Origin of the sequence: Dechloromonas sp. HYN0024 (assembly GCF_003441615.1) — a bacterium.
GTDB lineage: Bacteria > Pseudomonadota > Gammaproteobacteria > Burkholderiales > Rhodocyclaceae > Azonexus.
The window spans coordinates 2,327,983-2,346,556 of record NZ_CP031842.1 but is presented as its reverse complement, the minus strand read 5'-3'; the positions used below and the strand labels follow the sequence as shown (position 1 = coordinate 2,346,556).

Below are 18,574 nucleotides of genomic sequence, written 5' to 3'. Positions count from 1 at the left end.
TGTCTGTTTTGCAGGAAAGGTAGCCCCCTGTGCGCCGACTGAGCGAAGCCCTCTACTTGTTTGCCATCACGCTGTGGGTGGGTGGACTGTGGGCCATTGGTTATATGGCGGCACCGGTGCTCTTTGCCGGCCTGGGTGACCGGCAACTGGCCGGGATGGTGGCTGGCAAGCTGTTTGCCTTGATCGGCTGGGTGGGGTTGGCATGTGCCGCCTGGCTACTGGTATTTCTGGTGTCGCGCTGGGGTGGGCGAGTGGTGCGCAGTGCGGTGTTCTGGCTGGTGTTCGTGATGGCACTGCTGGCTGCTGCCAGCCAGTTCGGCATTCAGCCGCTGATGGCACAACTCAAGCTCGATGCCTTGCCGCGGGAAGTGATGGAAAGTGTACTGCGCGACCGTTTTGCTGCGTGGCACGGCATCTCCAGCATCCTCTACCTGGTGCAGAGTCTGCTGGGATTGTGGCTGGTGTTGTGGAGTGGTCGCGGGCTAAGGTGATCAGCCCTGAAAGGCGCGCTTGCTTTTGCGCGGTGCGGCAGGAATCGGACGGCGCGGTTTGGGGGCTTTTTTGGCGTTGGCCGCAGCGATTTCAGCGGGGATGGGGCGATAAACCACCAGCAGCTTGCCGATGTGTTGAACCTGTGCGGCACCCAGTTGGGTACAAATCTGCTCATAATAGGCGAGACGATTTTCGCGGCTGTCACCATAAACGCGGATCTTGATCAGTTCGTGGGCGTTAAGGTTCAACTCGATTTCCTTCAGAACGCCCTCGGTGAGGCCGTTCTCGGCAATCGAGACAACCGGATTCAGGGCGTGGGCCTGGGCGCGCAGTTCGCGGCGCTGGGCCGATGTAATTTGCAGCATAGTCAACCTTTCAAAAACGGCATTTTACCGAATGAAAAGAACGAGAACCAGTAAAGCTTGGATGCGCGAGCATGTCAATGATACCTACGTGCAGTTGGCGCGGAAGGACGGATGGCGTTCGCGTGCCGCTTTCAAGTTGCTCGAGATCGATGACAAGGACAAATTGCTCAAGCGCGGCGAGGTCGTTGTCGACCTTGGCGCGACGCCGGGTGGCTGGTCTCAGGTCGCAACCAAGAGGGTTGGCGACGGCGGCATGGTGATTGCCCTTGATCTCCTCGAGATGGAGCCGATTCACAATGTTCATTTTATTCAGGGGGATTTCCGTGAAGACGAGGTCCTCGAACAACTGGAAAAACATGTCGGTGATCGCCAGGTGGGGCTTGTAATGTCCGATATGGCCCCCAATATGTCAGGGGTGCCGCTGGTCGATCAGGCGCGCATCATGCATCTGGCCGAGCTGGGGCTGGAGTTTTCTCGGGCGCATCTGAAACCGGAGGGTGCTTTTCTGGTCAAAGTGTTCCAAGGGACAGATTACGAAACATTTCTGCGCCAGATGCGGGAGACTTTCAAGACGGTTGTGGTGCGCAAACCGGATGCTTCACGTGATCGCAGCGCCGAGCTTTATTTGCTCGGACGCACATTGCGCTAAGAGTTTTGTTTAGAATGGCATTTTTATCGCTCGTCGCTGTAAAAGGAGAGCAAGCTTGAACAACATGTTCAAAAACCTGGCCGTGTGGCTGGTCATTGGCCTGGTGCTGATGACAGTGTTTAATCAGTTCAACAGCCGTCAGGTTGCGACGGGTTCCGTCGAATATTCCCAGTTTATCGAGGAAGTGAAGTCCGGCCGCATTTCCAAGGTGGTCATGGAAGGCCGTACGCTGAAGGCAACCACGACCGAGGGCAAGCGCATTACCTCCTATGCGCCGCCTGATCTGTGGCTGGTCTCTGATCTCCTCAAGAATGGCGTCAAGATCGAAGCCCGACCGGAAGAAGAGCCGTCCTTCCTGATGAATCTCTTCGTCAGCTGGTTCCCGATGCTCCTCCTGATCGGCGTCTGGGTCTTCTTCATGCGTCAGATGCAGGGCGGTGGCAAGGGCGGGGCGTTTTCCTTCGGCAAGTCGAAGGCCCGCATGATGGACGAATCGACCAATGTCATCACTTTTGCCGATGTCGCCGGTTGCGACGAGGCCAAGGAAGAAGTCCAGGAAATCGTCGATTTCCTGCGCGATCCCTCCAAATTCCAGAAACTCGGTGGCCGTATTCCCAAGGGTGTGCTGATGGTGGGCAACCCAGGGACGGGCAAGACCTTGCTCGCCAAGGCGATTGCCGGCGAGGCGAAGGTGCCGTTCTTCAGTATTTCCGGCTCCGATTTCGTTGAAATGTTCGTCGGTGTCGGCGCTGCCCGCGTTCGCGACATGTTCGAGAACGCCAAGAAGCACGCCCCGTGCATTATCTTCATCGATGAAATCGACGCCGTCGGTCGTCACCGTGGCGCCGGTCTGGGTGGTGGTAATGATGAACGTGAACAGACCCTCAACCAGTTGCTGGTCGAGATGGATGGTTTCGAAGGCCACACCGGCATCATCGTTATCGCCGCGACCAATCGTCCCGATATCCTCGACCCGGCGCTGCTGCGTCCCGGTCGTTTCGACCGTCAGGTCGTTGTGCCGTTGCCGGATATTCGCGGCCGTGAGGAAATCCTCAAGGTGCATATGCGCAAGGTGCCGATCTCCGGCGACGTCAAGGCCGATATCATCGCCCGCGGCACGCCTGGTTTCTCCGGTGCCGATCTGGCCAACCTGGTCAATGAGGCGGCCCTGTTCGCCGCCCGTGGCAACAAGCGTCTGGTGGACATGGAAGACTTCGAGAAGGCCAAGGACAAGATCATGATGGGCGCCGAGCGCCGAAGCATGGTGATGACCGAGGAAGAGAAGATGAACACGGCCTACCACGAGTCTGGTCATGCCGTGGTTGCCAAGCTGGTGCCCAAGTCTGATCCGGTGCACAAGGTCACGATCATTCCGCGTGGCCGTGCCCTGGGGCTGACCATGCAACTGCCGGAGCAGGATCGTTACGCCTACGACCGTGAATACCTGATGAGCCGTATTGCTGTGCTGTTCGGCGGGCGGATTGCCGAAGAACTGTTCATGAACCAGATGACCACCGGCGCTTCGAACGATTTCGAGCGGGCGACGGCAATGGCACGTGACATGGTCACCCGCTACGGGATGTCCGACCTGGGTGTCATGGTCTATGGCGAGAATGAGGGCGAAGTATTCCTCGGTCGTTCGGTGACCCAGCACAAGAATGTGTCGGAAGCGACGATGCAGAAGGTCGATGCCGAAATTCGCCGCTTGATCGACGAGCAGTACGCTTTGGCCCGTCGTCTGCTTGAGGAAAATCGCGACAAGGTCGAGGCCATGACCAAGGCCCTGCTCGAATGGGAAACCATCGATGCCGAGCAGATCGACGACATCATGGCCGGCAAGTCGCCGCGTCCGCCCAAGCCGTCCCAGTCGACCCCGCGTTCGAGTACGCCGAGCGATACGCCGGGAGCGGAACCTAGCGCCGCCGCACCAGCCTGATTTTTGCGCCAGTTCAATCGGCCGGGAGTCTCTCCCGGCCTTTTATTTTTGTACCATGACAAATCTGCACTGCGGCGATTTCAGCCTCCCGCTTGATCGTCCCCTGTTGATGGGGATCGTTAATCTGACGCCGGATTCTTTTTCGGGCGATGGCCTTATCGGCAATGTCGAGCAGGCCATCCGGCACGCCCGTCAGCAGTTCGAGGCGGGCTCGGATATCCTCGATATTGGTGCCGAATCCTCACGGCCGGGGGCGACTCCGACCTCTGAAGCCGATGAATTGTGCCGCCTGCTACCGGTACTCAAGGAAATTGTCGGTTGGGGAGTACCCATCTCGGTTGATACCTACAAGCCAGCCGTTATGCGGGCAGCTCTGGCAGCCGGGGCATCGATGATCAACGACATTACCGGCATGGCTCACCCGGAGGCCCTGGCGGCGGTGGCGGGGAGTGATTGTGCCGTGTGCGTCATGCACATGCAGGGCGAGCCCGGCACCATGCAGGCTACGCCGCATTATGGCGATGTCGTCGCCGAGGTCCGCTCATTTCTCGCTGATGCTGTGATGCGCTGCCGTCAGGCTGGGGTCGCCGATCAGCGGCTGGTACTCGATCCAGGCTTCGGTTTTGGCAAGACGCTGGATCACAACCTGGCCCTTTTCCGGTCCATCAAGGGAGCGGGGGTCGATGGCTTGCCGATGCTCGTCGGTGTCTCGAGAAAGTCGATGCTGGGGGCGATTACCGGTCGCCCGGTCGGTGAACGACTGGCTGCTAGTGTCGCGGCAGCGCTGATGGCTGCCCAAAAAGGTGCGAAAATACTGCGGGTGCATGATGTCGCGGCAACCAGGGATGCTCTGGCGGTGTGGTCGGCAATAGAACAAGAGGCAAAGCAATGAGCAGGAAATATTTCGGTACGGATGGGGTTCGCGGCCGGGTTGGACAATCGCCGATTACCCCCGATTTCGTCATGCATCTTGGCTATTCGGCCGGCAAGGCCTTGTTGAGTCAGAGCAATATGCCCCCCGGTGAACGTCCCGCCGTGCTGATCGGCAAGGACACCCGACTCTCTGGTTACATGCTCGAATCGGCGCTGGAGGCAGGATTTTCTGCTGCCGGCATTGATGTCTTCCTGGTTGGCCCCTTGCCGACACCGGCGGTCGCCTATCTGACCCGCGCCTTGCGCCTGCAGGCCGGTATCGTCATTTCGGCGTCGCACAATCCCTACTACGACAACGGCATCAAGTTTTTCTCGGCGCAAGGTACCAAATTGCCCGACGAGGTCGAGCACGCCATCGAGGCCGGCATTGATCAGCCCATCGTCTGTGCCCCGCCCGCCGATCTTGGTCGGGTCAGACGCATCGACGATGCGCGTGGCCGCTACATCGAATTCTGCAAAAGCACCTTTCCCAACGATCTCGACCTGCGTGGCCTGAAGATTGTCGTCGATTGCGCGCACGGCGCGGCCTACCATATCGCGCCCAGCGTCTTTCATGAGTTGGGGGCAGATGTCGTGACTATCGGCGCGCAGCCCAATGGTCTGAATATCAACGACGGGGTCGGGGCGACAGCCCCCAAGGCCTTGCGCGAGGCTGTGCTGGCTAATCAGGCGGATCTTGGCGTGGCGCTCGACGGCGATGCTGACCGCCTGCAGATGGTCGATGCTGAAGGCACGCTTTACGATGGCGATCAACTGCTGTTCGCCATCGTCCGCAGCCGGGCCCGTGCCGGCAAGGTCAAGGGCGTGGTTGGTACGCTGATGACCAATCTGGCGCTCGAGCACGCCCTCGGCAAACTCGACATCCCGTTTGTCCGGGCGGCGGTCGGCGACCGGTATGTGGTCGAAATGCTTAACGAAAAGGGCTGGCTCTATGGCGGGGAAAACTCCGGCCATATCCTGGCCATGGATCGCCATACCACCGGTGATGGCATTGTCGCCGCCTTGCAGGTCATGGCGGCGCTGCGTGAGGCCGGCTGCGACCTGAAGGGTTTGCTCGGCGACTTGGTGCTCTATCCGCAGAAGTTGATCAATGTGCCGATCACCCGCGGGTTCGCCTGGAAAGATCATCCAGCAATTACCTCGGCGCTGGCCGAAACGGAAACGGGGTTGGCCGGACGGGGCAGGGTGCTACTCCGTGCCTCGGGTACCGAGCCGCTGCTGCGCGTCATGGTGGAAGGCGAAGATGCAGTCGAGGTGGCCGATGCGGCCGAAAAACTGGCGGCCGTAGTCGGTGCGCTGGCGCAATAAAACACCTTGAATGCCTAATCGTATTGACCGAAAAATCGTCGAGTCGCTATAATCCGAAGGTTTTTTGCCAACAGAATCGTCTAGCCCATGCGTAGAAAGCTCGTTGCTGGTAACTGGAAGATGCACGGCACATTGCAGCAGAACGCGGCCTTGCTGGCGCGTATCGCGGCAGGCGCTTCCGGATTGACCTGCGAAATCGCAGTATGTCCGCCCTATCCCTATCTCGGACAGGGGCAGGCAGCCTTGCAGGGCTCGTCGGTGGCGCTCGGTGCTCAGTCGGTGAGTGAGCATCCTGTTGGTGCTTTTACCGGCGAAGTTTCCGCGTCGATGCTCGTTGAATTCGGGTGTCGCTACGTACTGGTCGGCCATTCCGAGCGGCGTGCAATGTTTGGCGAAAGCGATGCCGTCGTTGCCGCTAAGTTTCAAGCGGCGCAAAAAGCCGGTCTGGTGCCCGTTCTGTGTGTTGGTGAAACACTGGGTGAGCGCGAAGCCGGTCAGACCACTTCGGTGATCGCCCGGCAGTTGTCGGCGGTTCTCGATCGGGTCGGTGTTGCGGCGCTGGCATCGGCAGTGATTGCCTATGAGCCGGTCTGGGCTATCGGTACCGGTGTCACGGCATCTCCGGCGCAGGCGCAGGCGGTGCATGCGGCGATCCGGGCTCAGGTGGCGGAGCTGGATGCAGGTGTGGCAGAAGGTTTGCGTATTCTCTACGGCGGTAGTGTAAAGCCGCAGAATGCGAAGGAGTTGTTTGGGCAGTCGGACATCGATGGTGGTTTGATCGGTGGCGCCGCCTTGGTTGCTGATGATTTTTTGACGATTTGCCTCGCGGCGAATTGATAGGCTGACAAATGAACTGGTTATTTTCTCTCGTCCTGACGATCCATATCCTGGTGGCAATTGCCATTATTGGTCTGGTGCTCATGCAGCATGGCAAAGGTGCCGATATGGGGGCTGCTTTTGGTAGTGGTGCGTCCGGTAGCCTGTTTGGTGCCACGGGCTCAGCCAACTTTTTGAGTCGGACCACCGGCGTTCTTGCTGCCGTGTTTTTTGTCACCAGCCTGACTCTGGCTTACATTGCTTCAAGCAAGCCAAAAACGACTGGCAGTGTCATGCAAGAAACGGTACAATCCGAGACTGTTTCGCCGCCTGCTTCAACGGGTGGTGAATCGCCAGCGGCTCCTGCAGGTGCGGGTTCCAAGGCGAAAGACATACCGAAGTAAATGCAAGGGGTTGTCCGGCATTAAGTCCTCGCCGGGAGGCCCAAAAAAGATGTGCCGACGTGGTGAAATTGGTAGACACGCTATCTTGAGGGGGTAGTGGCGCAAGCTGTGCGAGTTCGAGTCTCGCCGTCGGCACCAAAAAGCTGGGCAGTGGCCGCAAGGTACGCTGCTTCGAACAAGAAACTGAATATTGGCGGCGGGTCATGGAAAACTACTTTCCAATCCTGATGTTCGTTCTGGTGGGGATTGCGGTTGGCGTTCTGCCTATCGCGATGGGCTTTCTTCTTGCTCCAAGCCGACCGGATCCTGAAAAGCTCTCTCCTTACGAGTGCGGCTTCGAGGCTTTTGAAGATGCGCGCATGAAGTTCGATGTGCGCTTCTATCTGATAGCCATTCTCTTCATTTTGTTCGATCTGGAAATTGCCTTCCTGTTCCCCTGGGCGTCAATTTTCAAGGACATCGTTGCGACCGAGTCGATCAAGTTGTTCGGCTTTGTCGAAATGCTCGTATTCGTTGCCATCCTGGTCATTGGTTATGTATATGCCTGGGCCAAGGGCGCGCTGGAATGGGAATGAGGCTAGGTTATGGCTATTGAAGGCGTCCTCCAGGAAGGGTTTGTCACCACTACGGCTGACAAGCTGATCAATTACATGCGCACCGGTTCAATCTGGCCCATGACCTTCGGTCTGGCCTGTTGTGCGGTTGAAATGATTCATGCCGGCGTATCCCGTTACGACCTCGATCGTTTCGGCATCGTTTTCCGGGCTAGTCCGCGTCAGTCCGATGTGATGATTGTCGCTGGTACGCTGACCAACAAGATGGCCCCGGCCTTGCGCAAGGTCTATGACCAGATGGCCGAGCCGCGTTGGGTGATCTCCATGGGCTCCTGCGCCAATGGCGGTGGTTACTACCATTACTCCTACTCTGTGGTGCGCGGTTGTGATCGCATCGTGCCTGTCGATATCTATGTGCCGGGCTGTCCGCCCACTGCTGAAGCCCTGATCTACGGGCTGATTCAGTTGCAGAACAAGATTCGTCGTACCAATACCATTGCTCGTTAATTGCCAAGGCTGATTCGATATGTCTGCCAAGCTGGAAACGCTTAGTCAAAACCTGCAGAAGCACTTCGGCGATAAATTGAAATCGCTGAAGCTGGCTTTGGGTGAAGTAACCATTGAAGTCAGTGCGGCCGACTATCTCGGCGTAATGACCGCCTTGCGCGATGAGGCTGATCTTCGTTTCGAAGAAATCATTGATCTCTGCGGCGTCGATTATTCGACCTATGGTGATGGCGCCTGGCAAGGCCGGCGCTATGCTGCGGTCTCCCACCTCCTGTCGGTCTCCAATAACTGGCGTTTGCGCGTCCGCGTCTTTGCCGAGGATGACGAGTTTCCTTCGGTGGATTCCGTCACGGGCGTCTGGAAGAGCGTCAACTGGTTCGAGCGCGAAGCGTTCGACCTCTACGGCATCGCCTTTGTCGGCCATGACGACCTGCGTCGCATCCTGACCGACTACGGTTTCATCGGCCATCCTTTCCGCAAGGACTTCCCGATCTCCGGTCACGTCGAAATGCGTTACGACCCCGATCAGGCTCGCGTGATCTATCAACCGGTCACCATCGAGCCTCGCGAGAACACCCCGCGCATCGTGCGTGAAGATACTTTCGGGGACACTGCCCATGGCTGATATCCGCAATTTCACCCTCAACTTCGGCCCGCAACATCCGGCTGCGCACGGCGTTCTGCGTCTCGTGCTCGAACTGGACGGCGAAGTCGTCCAGCGCGCCGACCCGCATATTGGTCTGCTCCACCGCGCCACCGAAAAGCTGGCCGAAACCCGCACCTGGGTTCAGTCCGTGCCTTACATGGATCGTCTCGACTACGTCTCGATGATGTGTAACGAGCACGCCTACTGCCTGGCTACTGAAAAGTTGCTCGGCATTGAGGTGCCGGAGCGCGGCAAGTACATCCGCGTCATGTTCGACGAAGTTACCCGTATCCTCAACCACCTGTTGTGGATCGGCTGTCACGCGCTGGACGTCGGTGCGATGACCATGGCGCTCTACACCTTCCGCGAGCGCGAAGACCTGATGGATGCGTATGAAGCGGTTTCTGGTGCCCGCATGCACGCCGCCTACTATCGTCCGGGCGGTGTCTATCGCGACCTGCCGGATCGCATGCCGCAGTATCAGGAATCGACCTGGACCAATGCCAAGAAGGCGGCCGAGAAGAACGAGAATCGCAGCGGTTCGCTGCTCGACTTCCTCGAAGATTTTACCAATCGCTTCCCGACCTATCACGCCGAATATCACACGCTCCTGACCGACAACCGGATCTGGAAGCAGCGTCTGGTCAATGTCGGTGTCGTGACGCCGGAGCGCGCCATGCAGATGGGCTTTACCGGCGCCATGCTGCGCGGTTCGGGCATCGCCTGGGACTTGCGTAAGAAGCAGCCGTACGCGGCATATGACAAGATCAATTTTGATGTGCCGGTTGGCGTTAATGGCGACAGCTATGACCGCTACCTCGTTCGTATGGAAGAAATGATCCAGTCGAACAACATCATCAAGCAATGTATCGCCTGGCTGCGCAAGAATCCCGGCCCGGTGATCACCGACAACAACAAGGTGGCGCCGCCGCCGCGTGAAAACATGAAGACCAACATGGAAGAGTTGATTCATCACTTCAAGCTCTTCACCGAAGGTATCCATGTTCCCGCTGGCGAGGCCTATGCCGCAGTCGAGCACCCCAAGGGCGAGTTCGGCATCTACTTTGTTTCCGATGGTGCCAACAAACCTTACCGCATGAAGATTCGTGCCCCGGGCTTTGTCCACCTGGCTGGTCTGGACGAAATGTCCAGAGGCCACATGATTGCCGACGTCGTTACGATTATCGGTTCCCAAGATATTGTTTTTGGCGAGATCGACCGCTGATGTTTTCCGCTGAAACCCTCCAGAACTTCGCCCGCGAAGTCGCCAAGTATCCCGCCGATCAGAAGCAGTCGGCGTCGATGGCCTGCCTCGCACATGCCCAGGCTGAAAAAGGCTGGTTGTCGCCCGAGTCTATCGAGGCGGTGGCCAACTATCTTGGTATGCCGCCCATCGCAGCCTACGAAGTGGCCTCCTTCTACAACATGTATGACCTGAAGCCGGTCGGCAAGTACAAGATCATGGTCTGTACCAATCTGCCTTGCGCCCTCTCGGGTGGCTACCATGCCGGCGAATACCTCCAGAAGAAACTGGGCGTCGGCTACGGCGAAACAACGCCGGACGGCAAATTCACGTTGAAGGAAGGTGAATGCATGGGGGCCTGTGGCGACGCACCGGTCTTCATCGTCAACAACCGCTCGATGTGCAGCCACATGCACCCGGAACAGATCGACAAGCTGCTTGAGGAGTGCAAATAATGGCCATGCTTGGTGCGATCAATGGCGTCCTCATGGAAGGCCTGGACGGCGACAATAGCTGGAGCCTGAAAGACTACGTAGCGCGCGGCGGTTACGCCCAGCTCAAGCGCATCCTGGAAACCGGGATGACGCAGGAAGACGTTATCAGCGAAGTCAAGAAATCCGTTCTGCGCGGCCGTGGCGGCGCCGGATTCCCGACCGGTCTCAAATGGTCCTTCATGCCGCGCTCCTTCCCGGGTGACAAGTACGTCGTCTGCAACACCGACGAAGGCGAGCCGGGGACATTCAAAGACCGCGACATCATGCGCTACAACCCGCATTCGGTGATCGAGGGCATGGCCATTGCTGCCTACGCAATGGGGGCCAATCGCGGTTACAACTACGTGCATGGCGAAGTCTGGCTTGAGTACAAGCGTTTCGAAGAAGCGCTCGATCAGGCCCGCGCTGCCGGTTTCATCGGCCAGAATATTCTCGGTTCCGGGTTCAACTTCGAACTGTTCGCGCACCATGGTTACGGCGCCTACATCTGCGGCGAAGAAACTGCCTTGCTTGAGTCGATCGAAGGCAAGAAGGGCCAGCCGCGCTTCAAGCCGCCGTTCCCGGCTTCTTTCGGTCTGTACGGCAAGCCGACGACAATCAACAATACCGAGACCTTTGCTTCCATTCCCTTCATCCTGAAGATGGGTGGCGAAGAGTTTCTCAATCTGGGCAAGCCGAACAATGGCGGTACCAAGCTGTTCTCGGTGTCCGGCCATGTCAATCGCCCGGGTAACTACGAAATTCCGCTCGGCACCCCGTTTGCCACGCTGCTCGAAATGTGCGGCGGCATGCGCGGTGGTCGCAAGCTCAAGGCGGTCATTCCGGGTGGTTCTTCCGCACCGGTCATGCCGGCCGACGTCATCATGGATTGCACCATGGACTACGACTCAATCAGCAAGGGCGGTTCCATGCTGGGTTCAGGCGCGGTCATCGTCATGGACGAGTCTGTGTGCATGGTCAAGGCGCTTGAGCGCCTGTCGTTCTTCTATCACGAAGAGTCCTGCGGCCAATGTACGCCCTGTCGTGAAGGTACGGCCTGGATGTACAAGGTGGTCCATCGTATTGAGAACGGACTCGGCAAGCCGGAAGATCTCGACCTGCTGAACAGCGTTCTCGGCAATATCGCTGGTCGCACCATCTGTGCGCTTGGCGATGCGGCAGCCTTCCCGGTGCAGAGTTTCATCAAGCACTTCGGCAAGGAATTCGAGTACCACATTGAAAACAAGACCTGTCTGGTGCCCAAGGATGTTCAGTGGGCAGGCAGCAGCTTCCATAAGATTCCGGCCTGATGGCCGCGGGTTGCAACGTAACTAACGACGAAAAGTCAGGCTACAAGGTAGCGACATGCTAGAAATCGAAATCGACGGCAAGAAAGCGCAAGTGCCCGATGGCAGCACGGTGATGGATGCCGCGCAGCAGGTTGGGGTATACATTCCGCATTTCTGCTACCACAAGAAACTTTCGATCGCCGCTAACTGCCGCATGTGTCTCGTGCAGGTGGAAAAGGCGCCGAAGCCGTTGCCAGCATGCGCAACGCCGGTGACCAACGGCATGAAGGTGTTTACGCACTCCGAACTGGCCGTCAAGGCACAGAAGGGCGTGATGGAATTCCTGCTGATCAATCACCCGCTGGATTGCCCGATCTGCGATCAGGGCGGCGAGTGCCAGCTGCAGGACATGTCCGTCGGTTATGGCCCGATGAAGAGCCGCTACACCGAGGATAAGCACGTTGTCTTCCACAAGAGCGTCGGTCCGCTGATCTCGATGGAAGAAATGAGCCGTTGCATTCACTGTACCCGTTGCGTCCGCTTCGGCCAGGAAATCGGCGGCATCATGGAACTCGGCATGGCGAATCGCAACATGCACTCCGAGATCATGACCTTTGTTGGTCGTTCGGTTGATTCCGAGCTGTCCGGCAACATGATTGACCTGTGCCCGGTCGGTGCGCTGACCTCGAAGCCGTTCCGCTACACCGCCCGTTCGTGGGAACTGCAGCGCCGCAAATCGGTCAGCCCGCATGACTCGGTTGGCGCCAATCTGGTTGTTCAGGTCAAGCACGAAACCGTGATGCGCGTCCTGCCGCGCGAAAACGAAGAAGTTAACGAGTGCTGGATCTCCGACAAGGAGCGTTTCTCCTACCAGGCCCTCAATTCCGACGAGCGTCTGACCAAGCCTATGGTCAAGCAAGGCGGCGAGTGGAAGGAAGTCGACTGGAATGTCGCCCTCGATTACGTCGCCCATGGCCTCAAGGACGTTGCCCGCAATCATGGTGGTGACGCCGTTGCCGCCCTGGCCGCCCAAAGCGCTACCGTTGAAGAACTCTATCTGCTGAACAAGGTCATGCGTGGCCTGGGCAGTGGCAATATCGATTTCCGCCCGCGCCAGAGCGACTTTTCCGCCGATGGCAAGCGTGCCGGCACGCCGTGGCTGGGCATGCGCCTCGCCGAGATCAAGGATCTCGACGGCGTTCTGGTGTTCGGCTCTTTCCTGCGCAAGGATCATCCGCTGATCGCTCAGCGTCTGCGTCAGGCCGCCAAGAAATACACCAATGTCAGCTTGCTCTCGGTGACGGGTGACGATCAACTGATCAATCTGCATGCCCGCATGACCGTTGCGCCCTCGCAGCTGGCTGCTTCGCTGGCGGCCATCGTCAAGGCTGCGGCCGAGATCAAGGGCTGTGCTGTGCCGGCTGGTGTCGAATCCGCCAGTGTTTGCGAAACAAGCAAGAAGATCGCCCAGAGCCTGGTCGACGGTGACAAGCGTGCCGTTTTCCTCGGCAATGTCGTGACCCAGTCGGCTGATGCGACGCAACTGCAGGCGCTGGCGCTTGAACTTGGCAAGATTACCGGCGCTACCATCGGCTTCCTTGGCGAAGGTGCCAACACCGTTGGCGCTCATGTTGCCGGAGCCCTGCCGACTGGTGCCAACGCTCGCCAGATGTTCGAGCAGCCGCGCAAAGCCTACGTCCTGATGGGTGTCGAGCCGGAATTCGACTGCGCCAATCCGCAGCTGGTGCTGGGTGCCCTCAAGCAAGCCAGTATGGTTGTTCAACTGTCGGCCTTCAAGCACGCACCGGCCCTTGAATACGCCGATGTGATCCTGCCGATTGCGCCCTACACCGAAACCTCCGGTACCTTCATCAACATCGAAGGCCGTATCCAGAGCTTCAACGGCGTTGCCAAGGCGCGCGGCGATGCCCGCCCGGCTTGGAAGCTGCTCCGCGTACTCGGCAATGTGCTGAATCTTGATGGCTTTGGCTACGAGTCCAGCGAAGCGGTTCGCGATGAACTGCTGGGCAAGGGCGCAGAATTTGCCAGTGGCCTCAACAATAGCCTCAATAATGTAGTGCTGGCTGTTCCGGCCGCTACGGCAGCTGGTTTGCAGCGCATCGCTGATGTGCCGATCAACTTTGCCGATCCGTTGGCCCGTCGTGCCCCGGCACTTCAGCAAACGGCCGACGCAAAGGCCCCGACCGCCCGCCTGTCTGAACAGACTCTGGCGCAGATCGGCGTGGCTGATAAAGCCCAGGTTCGCGTTCGTCAGGGTAATGGCGAGGCGGTTCTGGTCGCCATCGCCGACAACAATGTCCCAGCCGGTTGCGTTCGCGTATCGGCGGCGCATGCCAGCACAGCGATGCTAGGCGAGATGTTTGGCTCGATTACCGTGGAGCGTGCATAAATGGACGCATTGATGAATTTCGGCACAGGGATTTTCGGCGGCGCCTGGCCGGCCGTCTGGACCCTGATCAAGATCGTGCTGATCGTTGCTCCGCTGATGCTCGGCGTAGCTTATCTGACCTACTTTGAACGTAAGGTCATCGGTTACATGCAGGTCCGTATCGGCCCCAACCGGGTCGGTCCGTGGGGTCTGATCCAGCCGATCGCCGACGGCCTCAAGCTGCTGCTCAAGGAAATCATCGTTCCGACCACCGCCAACAAGGGCATTTTCATCATTGCCCCGATGCTGGCGATTGCCCCGGCGCTGGCCGCCTGGGCCGTGGTTCCCTTCACCGATTCGCTGGTCGTTGCCAATATCGATGCCAGCCTGCTCTACATCATGGCCATTACGTCCATGGGTGTGTACGGCATCATCCTGTCGGGCTGGGCATCCAACTCCAAGTATGCTTTCCTCGGTGCCATGCGCTCGGCCGCCCAGATGGTTTCCTACGAAATCTCGATGGGCTTCTCGCTGATTTGTGTCCTGATGGTTTCCAACAGCCTGAATCTGGTGGATATCGTCAATGTTCAGGATCAGGGCCGCTTCGCCGGATGGGGGCTGAGCTTCCTGTCCTGGAACTGGCTGCCGCTGTTCCCGATGTTCATCGTCTACCTGATTTCCGGTACAGCCGAACTCAATCGCGCCCCCTTCGACGTTGCCGAAGGTGAATCCGAAATCGTTGCCGGTTTCCATGTCGAGTATTCCGGGATGGCCTTCGCGCTGTTCTTCCTGGCCGAATACGCCAACATGATCCTGGTCTCGGCCCTGACTTCCATCCTGTTCCTGGGTGGCTGGCTGTCGCCGGTTGGTTTCCTGCCTGATGGCATCCTCTGGCTGTTCGCCAAGATGTCGGCCATTCTCTTCCTGTTCCTGTGGTTCCGCGCGACTTTCCCGCGTTATCGCTATGACCAGCTGATGCGTCTGGGCTGGAAGGTTTTCTTGCCGATCTGTCTGATCTGGCTGGTTGTTGTCGGCGTCTGGATGATGTCGCCACTGAATATCTGGAAGTGAGGAGAGACTAATGGGTTCGATGAAGGAAATCTTCAACAGCCTCTTCCTCAAGGAATTGTTGAAGGGCATGTCGGTCACCGGGCGCTATTTCTTCGCCCGCAAGATCACCGTTCAATATCCGGAAGAAAAGACACCGCAGAGCTTCCGTTTCCGCGGACTGCATGCCTTGCGTCGCTATCCGAATGGTGAAGAGCGTTGCATTGCCTGCAAACTGTGCGAGGCGATCTGCCCGGCGCTGGCCATCACCATTGAGGCCGAACCGCGTGATGACGGTTCCCGTCGCACGACGCGCTACGACATTGATCTGACCAAGTGCATTTTCTGTGGATTCTGCGAAGAAGCCTGTCCGGTCGATGCGGTGGTTGAAACGCGTATTTTCGAATATCACGGCGAGAAGCGTGGTGACTTGTATTACACCAAGCAGATGTTGCTGGCCAACGGCGACCGCTACGAAGATCAAATCGCAAAAGACCGCGAACTTGATGCTTCTTACCGATAACAGGTGCGAGCGATGGATTTTCAAACTGCGGTTTTCTACTTCCTGTCGGCGATTCTGGTCTTCGCGAGCCTTCGCGTGATCACCGCCCGCAACCCGGTTCACGCCGCGTTGCACCTGATTCTCGCCTTCTTCACCTGCGGCGGCATCTGGGCCTTGCTGCAGGCCGAGTTCCTGGCGATTGCCATCATCCTTGTCTATGTCGGCGCGGTCATGGTGCTCTTCCTCTTCGTCGTGATGATGCTCGATATCAATATCGACCGCATCCGTGAAGGTTTCTGGAACTATCTCCCCCTCGGCGCTCTGCTCGGTCTGCTCATGGCCCTTGAGATGAGCCTGGTGCTGGGCAGCAAGTACTTCCAGATCCCGGCCGCCGAAGCGCTGGTGCCGGCAGGGGTCTCCAATACCAAGAGTATTGGTGCCCTGATGTTCACCGATTACGTCTATCCCTTCGAACTGGCTTCGCTCATCCTGCTGGTCGGCATGATCGCCGCGATCGTTCTGACCTACCGCGGTCCGAAGAAGTCCAAGTACACCAACCCGAATCAGCAGGTCTTCGTCAAGGCGAAGGATCGCGTCCGCGTCCTGCAAATGCCGGTTGAAAAAGACTGAACCCCGGGGAATCCATGCAAACTCTTTCTCTCTCCCATTTCCTGATCCTGGGCGCGATTCTCTTCGCGATCAGCGTGGTCGGCATCTTCCTCAACCGGAAGAACCTGCTGGTACTGTTGATGACCATCGAATTGATGCTCCTCGCGGTGAACATGAATTTCGTGGCGTTCTCCCACTATCTGAATGATCTCTCTGGTCAGATCTTCGTTTTCTTCATCCTGACCGTTGCCGCAGCCGAATCGGCGATCGGCCTGGCCATTCTGATCGTGCTGTTCCGCAACCTCAAGAGCATCCATGTGGATGACCTGGGCAGCCTGAAGGGTTAAACATGGAAATGCAAAAACTCTACCTGCTCGTACCCATGGCACCGTTGATCGGCGCCATGATTGCCGGCCTGTTCTGTCGCGTCATTCCGCGCTGGGTGGCTCATACCGCTACCATCGCGGGTGTCGCCATCGCCTTCATCGCCTCGGTCATCATCTTCAAGGATGTCCAGGCGGGCCATACCTACAATGGTGCGGTCTATACCTGGCTGACCAGCGGCGATTACAAGTTTGAAGTCGGTTTCCTGATTGACACGCTGACCACCACGATGATGCTGGTCGTCACCTTCGTGTCGCTCATGGTGCATATCTACACCATCGGCTACATGCAGGAAGATCCGGGCTATAACCGCTTCTTCAGCTACATCTCGTTGTTCACCTTCTCCATGCTGATGCTGGTGATGAGCAACAACTTCATGCAACTCTTCTTCGGCTGGGAGGCCGTCGGTCTTGTCTCCTACCTGTTGATCGGTTTCTGGTATACCCGTCCGACCGCCATTTTCGCCAACATGAAGGCCTTCCTGGTCAATCGCGTCGGTGACTTCGGTTTCATCCTCGGCATTGGCCTCGTGTTGGCCCACTTCGGTACCCTCGACTACAAGACGGTTTTCGAGAAGGCCCCTGAACTGGCTGCCACCATGATCAACATCTGGGGTGCTGCTGAATGGTCCCTGATGACCGTGACCTGTATCTGCCTGTTCATCGGCGCCATGGGTAAATCGGCTCAGGTTCCGCTGCATGTCTGGCTGCCCGATTCGATGGAAGGTCCGACCCCGATTTCCGCCCTGATTCACGCTGCCACCATGGTTACCGCCGGTATTTTCATGGTCGCCCGCATGTCGCCGCTGTTCGAGCTGTCCACCACGGCACTGTCCTTCGTCATCGTCATCGGTGCGATCACGGCACTGTTCATGGGCTTCCTCGGTATCATCCAGAATGACATCAAGCGCGTCGTCGCCTATTCGACCTTGTCGCAGCTTGGCTACATGACGGTTGCGCTCGGTGCTTCGGCCTACTCGGTCGCCATCTTCCACCTGATGACGCACGCCTTCTTCAAGGCACTGCTGTTCCTTGGCGCTGGTTCGGTCATTATCGGCATGCACCACGATCAGGACATCCGTAACATGGGTGGTCTGCGCAAGTACATGCCGATCACCTGGATCACCTCGCTGGTCGGTTCGCTGGCCCTGATCGGCACGCCTTTCCTGTCCGGTTTCTACTCCAAGGACTCGATTATCGAAGCCGCCCAGGTCGCCTATCACAACGGCCAGCCCGGCGCTGCCTTCGCCTACTACGCCGTACTGGCGGGCGTTTTCATCACTGCCTTCTACTCCTTCCGCATGTACTTCCTGGTCTTCCACGGCGAGGAACGTTTCGGCAAGGCGCATGATGCAGGTCATCACGATCACCACGGCGATCATGACGACGAAGAAGCCTCGCATGACCATCACCATGGTCTGGCCCCCGGCCAGAAGCCGCACGAAACCCCCTGGGTTGTTACGCTGCCGCTCGTCCTGCTGGCCATTCCCTCGGTGCTGATCGGCTTCATCGCCATCGAGCCGATGCTCTACGGCGACTATTTCAAGGGTGTCATCTTCATCGATCACCATGCCCACCCGGCGATGGAGCATCTGGCTGAGGAATTCCACGGCGCCGTCGCCATGGGCATCCATTCCCTGACTACACTGCCCTTTATCCTGGCGCTGTCCGGTGTTGTAGTCTCCTGGTTCTTCTATATGAAGCGTCCGGATATTCCGGCTGCCATCCAGCGTCGTTTCTCGGCCATCAACACCCTGCTCGAGAACAAGTATTACTTCGACAAATTCAACGATCTGGTCTTTGCCGGCGGCGCCCGCCTTATTGGCAAGGTGCTCTGGAAGGGCGGCGACGTCGCCATCATTGACGGCATCATCGTCAATGGCTCGGCCAAGGTCGTTGGATGGATCGCCTCGGTAACCCGCCTGTTCCAGACCGGTTACGTCTATCACTACGCTTTCACCATGATCATCGGCGTCTTCGTGCTGATGACCCTGTGGATCAACCGCGCTTAAGCGTGAATAGTTCGCAG

Annotated in this window: 20 protein-coding genes and 1 tRNA gene; 20 read left to right on the top strand and 1 reads right to left on the bottom strand. The window is 58.0% G+C overall.

What is annotated here, in order from left to right; genetic code table 11:
* Positions 1–29 precede the first annotated feature (29 nt).
* A complete protein-coding gene (locus tag HYN24_RS11235; protein WP_117609332.1) occupies positions 30–491 on the top strand; it encodes a DUF4149 domain-containing protein in 462 nt (153 codons plus the stop codon).
* Here HYN24_RS11235 and yhbY read toward each other — a convergent pair whose 3' ends face one another.
* A complete protein-coding gene (gene yhbY / locus HYN24_RS11230) occupies positions 492–857 on the bottom strand; it encodes a ribosome assembly RNA-binding protein YhbY (RefSeq protein ID WP_117609331.1) in 366 nt (121 codons plus the stop codon).
* A 31-nt stretch (positions 858–888) separates the two neighbouring features.
* Between yhbY and rlmE the strand changes: the two genes are divergently transcribed.
* The 19 genes from rlmE to nuoL all read left to right on the top strand — a co-directional run bounded on the left by rlmE (position 889) and on the right by nuoL (position 18,557).
* A complete protein-coding gene (gene rlmE / locus HYN24_RS11225) occupies positions 889–1,506 on the top strand; it encodes a 23S rRNA (uridine(2552)-2'-O)-methyltransferase RlmE (protein ID WP_117609330.1) in 618 nt (205 codons plus the stop codon).
* A gap of 55 nt (positions 1,507–1,561) precedes the next feature.
* Positions 1,562–3,442 (top strand): ATP-dependent zinc metalloprotease FtsH, encoded by a 1,881-nt coding sequence (ftsH, locus tag HYN24_RS11220; protein WP_117609329.1) that lies wholly within the window; start codon positions 1,562–1,564, stop codon positions 3,440–3,442.
* Positions 3,443–3,497: 55 nt separating this feature from the next.
* Positions 3,498–4,334 carry a dihydropteroate synthase gene (gene folP / locus HYN24_RS11215; protein ID WP_117609328.1) on the top strand — a complete coding sequence of 279 codons (837 nt, stop codon included), beginning with the start codon at positions 3,498–3,500 and terminating at the stop codon, positions 4,332–4,334.
* On the top strand, positions 4,331–5,683 hold the full coding sequence (gene glmM, locus HYN24_RS11210) for a phosphoglucosamine mutase (RefSeq protein ID WP_117609327.1): 1,353 nt from the start codon (positions 4,331–4,333) through the stop codon (positions 5,681–5,683). The genes folP and glmM overlap by 4 nt, the downstream gene beginning before the upstream one ends.
* Positions 5,684–5,770: 87 nt before the next feature.
* Positions 5,771–6,520, top strand: coding sequence for a triose-phosphate isomerase (gene tpiA / locus HYN24_RS11205; RefSeq protein ID WP_117609326.1), 750 nt, complete (start codon positions 5,771–5,773; stop codon positions 6,518–6,520).
* A gap of 11 nt (positions 6,521–6,531) precedes the next feature.
* Positions 6,532–6,903 (top strand): preprotein translocase subunit SecG, encoded by a 372-nt coding sequence (gene secG / locus HYN24_RS11200; RefSeq protein WP_117609325.1) that lies wholly within the window; start codon positions 6,532–6,534, stop codon positions 6,901–6,903.
* 53 nt (positions 6,904–6,956) lie between these two features.
* Positions 6,957–7,041, top strand: a tRNA-Leu gene (locus HYN24_RS11195).
* A 65-nt stretch (positions 7,042–7,106) separates the two neighbouring features.
* A complete protein-coding gene (locus HYN24_RS11190) occupies positions 7,107–7,478 on the top strand; it encodes an NADH-quinone oxidoreductase subunit A (protein WP_117609324.1) in 372 nt (123 codons plus the stop codon).
* A 9-nt stretch (positions 7,479–7,487) separates the two neighbouring features.
* On the top strand, positions 7,488–7,964 hold the full coding sequence (locus HYN24_RS11185; RefSeq protein ID WP_117609323.1) for an NADH-quinone oxidoreductase subunit B family protein: 477 nt from the start codon (positions 7,488–7,490) through the stop codon (positions 7,962–7,964).
* 19 nt (positions 7,965–7,983) lie between these two features.
* Positions 7,984–8,589, top strand: coding sequence for an NADH-quinone oxidoreductase subunit C (locus HYN24_RS11180; RefSeq protein ID WP_117609322.1), 606 nt, complete (start codon positions 7,984–7,986; stop codon positions 8,587–8,589).
* Positions 8,582–9,835 (top strand): NADH-quinone oxidoreductase subunit D, encoded by a 1,254-nt coding sequence (locus tag HYN24_RS11175; protein WP_117609321.1) that lies wholly within the window; start codon positions 8,582–8,584, stop codon positions 9,833–9,835. The genes HYN24_RS11180 and HYN24_RS11175 overlap by 8 nt, the downstream gene beginning before the upstream one ends.
* Complete coding sequence (gene nuoE, locus HYN24_RS11170) at positions 9,835–10,308, top strand: NADH-quinone oxidoreductase subunit NuoE (RefSeq protein ID WP_117609320.1); 474 nt, start codon at positions 9,835–9,837, stop codon at positions 10,306–10,308. The genes HYN24_RS11175 and nuoE overlap by 1 nt, the downstream gene beginning before the upstream one ends.
* Positions 10,308–11,636 carry an NADH-quinone oxidoreductase subunit NuoF gene (nuoF, locus tag HYN24_RS11165; protein ID WP_117609319.1) on the top strand — a complete coding sequence of 443 codons (1,329 nt, stop codon included), beginning with the start codon at positions 10,308–10,310 and terminating at the stop codon, positions 11,634–11,636. The genes nuoE and nuoF overlap by 1 nt, the downstream gene beginning before the upstream one ends.
* A 55-nt stretch (positions 11,637–11,691) precedes the next feature.
* Positions 11,692–14,025: an NADH-quinone oxidoreductase subunit NuoG gene (nuoG, locus tag HYN24_RS11160; protein WP_117609318.1), complete on the top strand. Its 2,334-nt coding sequence runs from the start codon at positions 11,692–11,694 to the stop codon at positions 14,023–14,025.
* On the top strand, positions 14,026–15,075 hold the full coding sequence (gene nuoH, locus HYN24_RS11155; protein WP_117609317.1) for an NADH-quinone oxidoreductase subunit NuoH: 1,050 nt from the start codon (positions 14,026–14,028) through the stop codon (positions 15,073–15,075).
* 10 nt (positions 15,076–15,085) lie between these two features.
* Positions 15,086–15,574, top strand: coding sequence for an NADH-quinone oxidoreductase subunit NuoI (gene nuoI / locus HYN24_RS11150; protein ID WP_117609316.1), 489 nt, complete (start codon positions 15,086–15,088; stop codon positions 15,572–15,574).
* 12 nt (positions 15,575–15,586) lie between these two features.
* Positions 15,587–16,183, top strand: a complete 597-nt coding sequence (locus tag HYN24_RS11145) for an NADH-quinone oxidoreductase subunit J (protein WP_117609315.1) — start codon at positions 15,587–15,589, stop codon at positions 16,181–16,183.
* Positions 16,184–16,197: 14 nt separating this feature from the next.
* Complete coding sequence (gene nuoK, locus HYN24_RS11140) at positions 16,198–16,509, top strand: NADH-quinone oxidoreductase subunit NuoK (protein WP_117609314.1); 312 nt, start codon at positions 16,198–16,200, stop codon at positions 16,507–16,509.
* A gap of 2 nt (positions 16,510–16,511) precedes the next feature.
* Positions 16,512–18,557 (top strand): NADH-quinone oxidoreductase subunit L, encoded by a 2,046-nt coding sequence (nuoL, locus tag HYN24_RS11135; protein ID WP_117609313.1) that lies wholly within the window; start codon positions 16,512–16,514, stop codon positions 18,555–18,557.
* Positions 18,558–18,574: the final 17 nt, after the last annotated feature.

Coding starts and splice junctions, on each gene's coding strand:
- HYN24_RS11190 (WP_117609324.1), top strand. CDS start 7,107: ATGGAAAACTACTTTCCAATCCTGATGTTCGTTCTGGTGGGGATTGCG.
- nuoH (WP_117609317.1), top strand. CDS start 14,026: ATGGACGCATTGATGAATTTCGGCACAGGGATTTTCGGCGGCGCCTGG.
- glmM (WP_117609327.1), top strand. CDS start 4,331: ATGAGCAGGAAATATTTCGGTACGGATGGGGTTCGCGGCCGGGTTGGA.
- nuoL (WP_117609313.1), top strand. CDS start 16,512: ATGGAAATGCAAAAACTCTACCTGCTCGTACCCATGGCACCGTTGATC.
- tpiA (WP_117609326.1), top strand. CDS start 5,771: ATGCGTAGAAAGCTCGTTGCTGGTAACTGGAAGATGCACGGCACATTG.
- nuoK (WP_117609314.1), top strand. CDS start 16,198: ATGCAAACTCTTTCTCTCTCCCATTTCCTGATCCTGGGCGCGATTCTC.
- HYN24_RS11175 (WP_117609321.1), top strand. CDS start 8,582: ATGGCTGATATCCGCAATTTCACCCTCAACTTCGGCCCGCAACATCCG.
- HYN24_RS11180 (WP_117609322.1), top strand. CDS start 7,984: ATGTCTGCCAAGCTGGAAACGCTTAGTCAAAACCTGCAGAAGCACTTC.
- nuoE (WP_117609320.1), top strand. CDS start 9,835: ATGTTTTCCGCTGAAACCCTCCAGAACTTCGCCCGCGAAGTCGCCAAG.
- secG (WP_117609325.1), top strand. CDS start 6,532: ATGAACTGGTTATTTTCTCTCGTCCTGACGATCCATATCCTGGTGGCA.
- folP (WP_117609328.1), top strand. CDS start 3,498: ATGACAAATCTGCACTGCGGCGATTTCAGCCTCCCGCTTGATCGTCCC.
- rlmE (WP_117609330.1), top strand. CDS start 889: ATGAAAAGAACGAGAACCAGTAAAGCTTGGATGCGCGAGCATGTCAAT.
- nuoI (WP_117609316.1), top strand. CDS start 15,086: ATGGGTTCGATGAAGGAAATCTTCAACAGCCTCTTCCTCAAGGAATTG.
- HYN24_RS11185 (WP_117609323.1), top strand. CDS start 7,488: ATGGCTATTGAAGGCGTCCTCCAGGAAGGGTTTGTCACCACTACGGCT.
- nuoF (WP_117609319.1), top strand. CDS start 10,308: ATGGCCATGCTTGGTGCGATCAATGGCGTCCTCATGGAAGGCCTGGAC.
- HYN24_RS11145 (WP_117609315.1), top strand. CDS start 15,587: ATGGATTTTCAAACTGCGGTTTTCTACTTCCTGTCGGCGATTCTGGTC.
- nuoG (WP_117609318.1), top strand. CDS start 11,692: ATGCTAGAAATCGAAATCGACGGCAAGAAAGCGCAAGTGCCCGATGGC.
- yhbY (WP_117609331.1), bottom strand. CDS start 857: ATGCTGCAAATTACATCGGCCCAGCGCCGCGAACTGCGCGCCCAGGCC.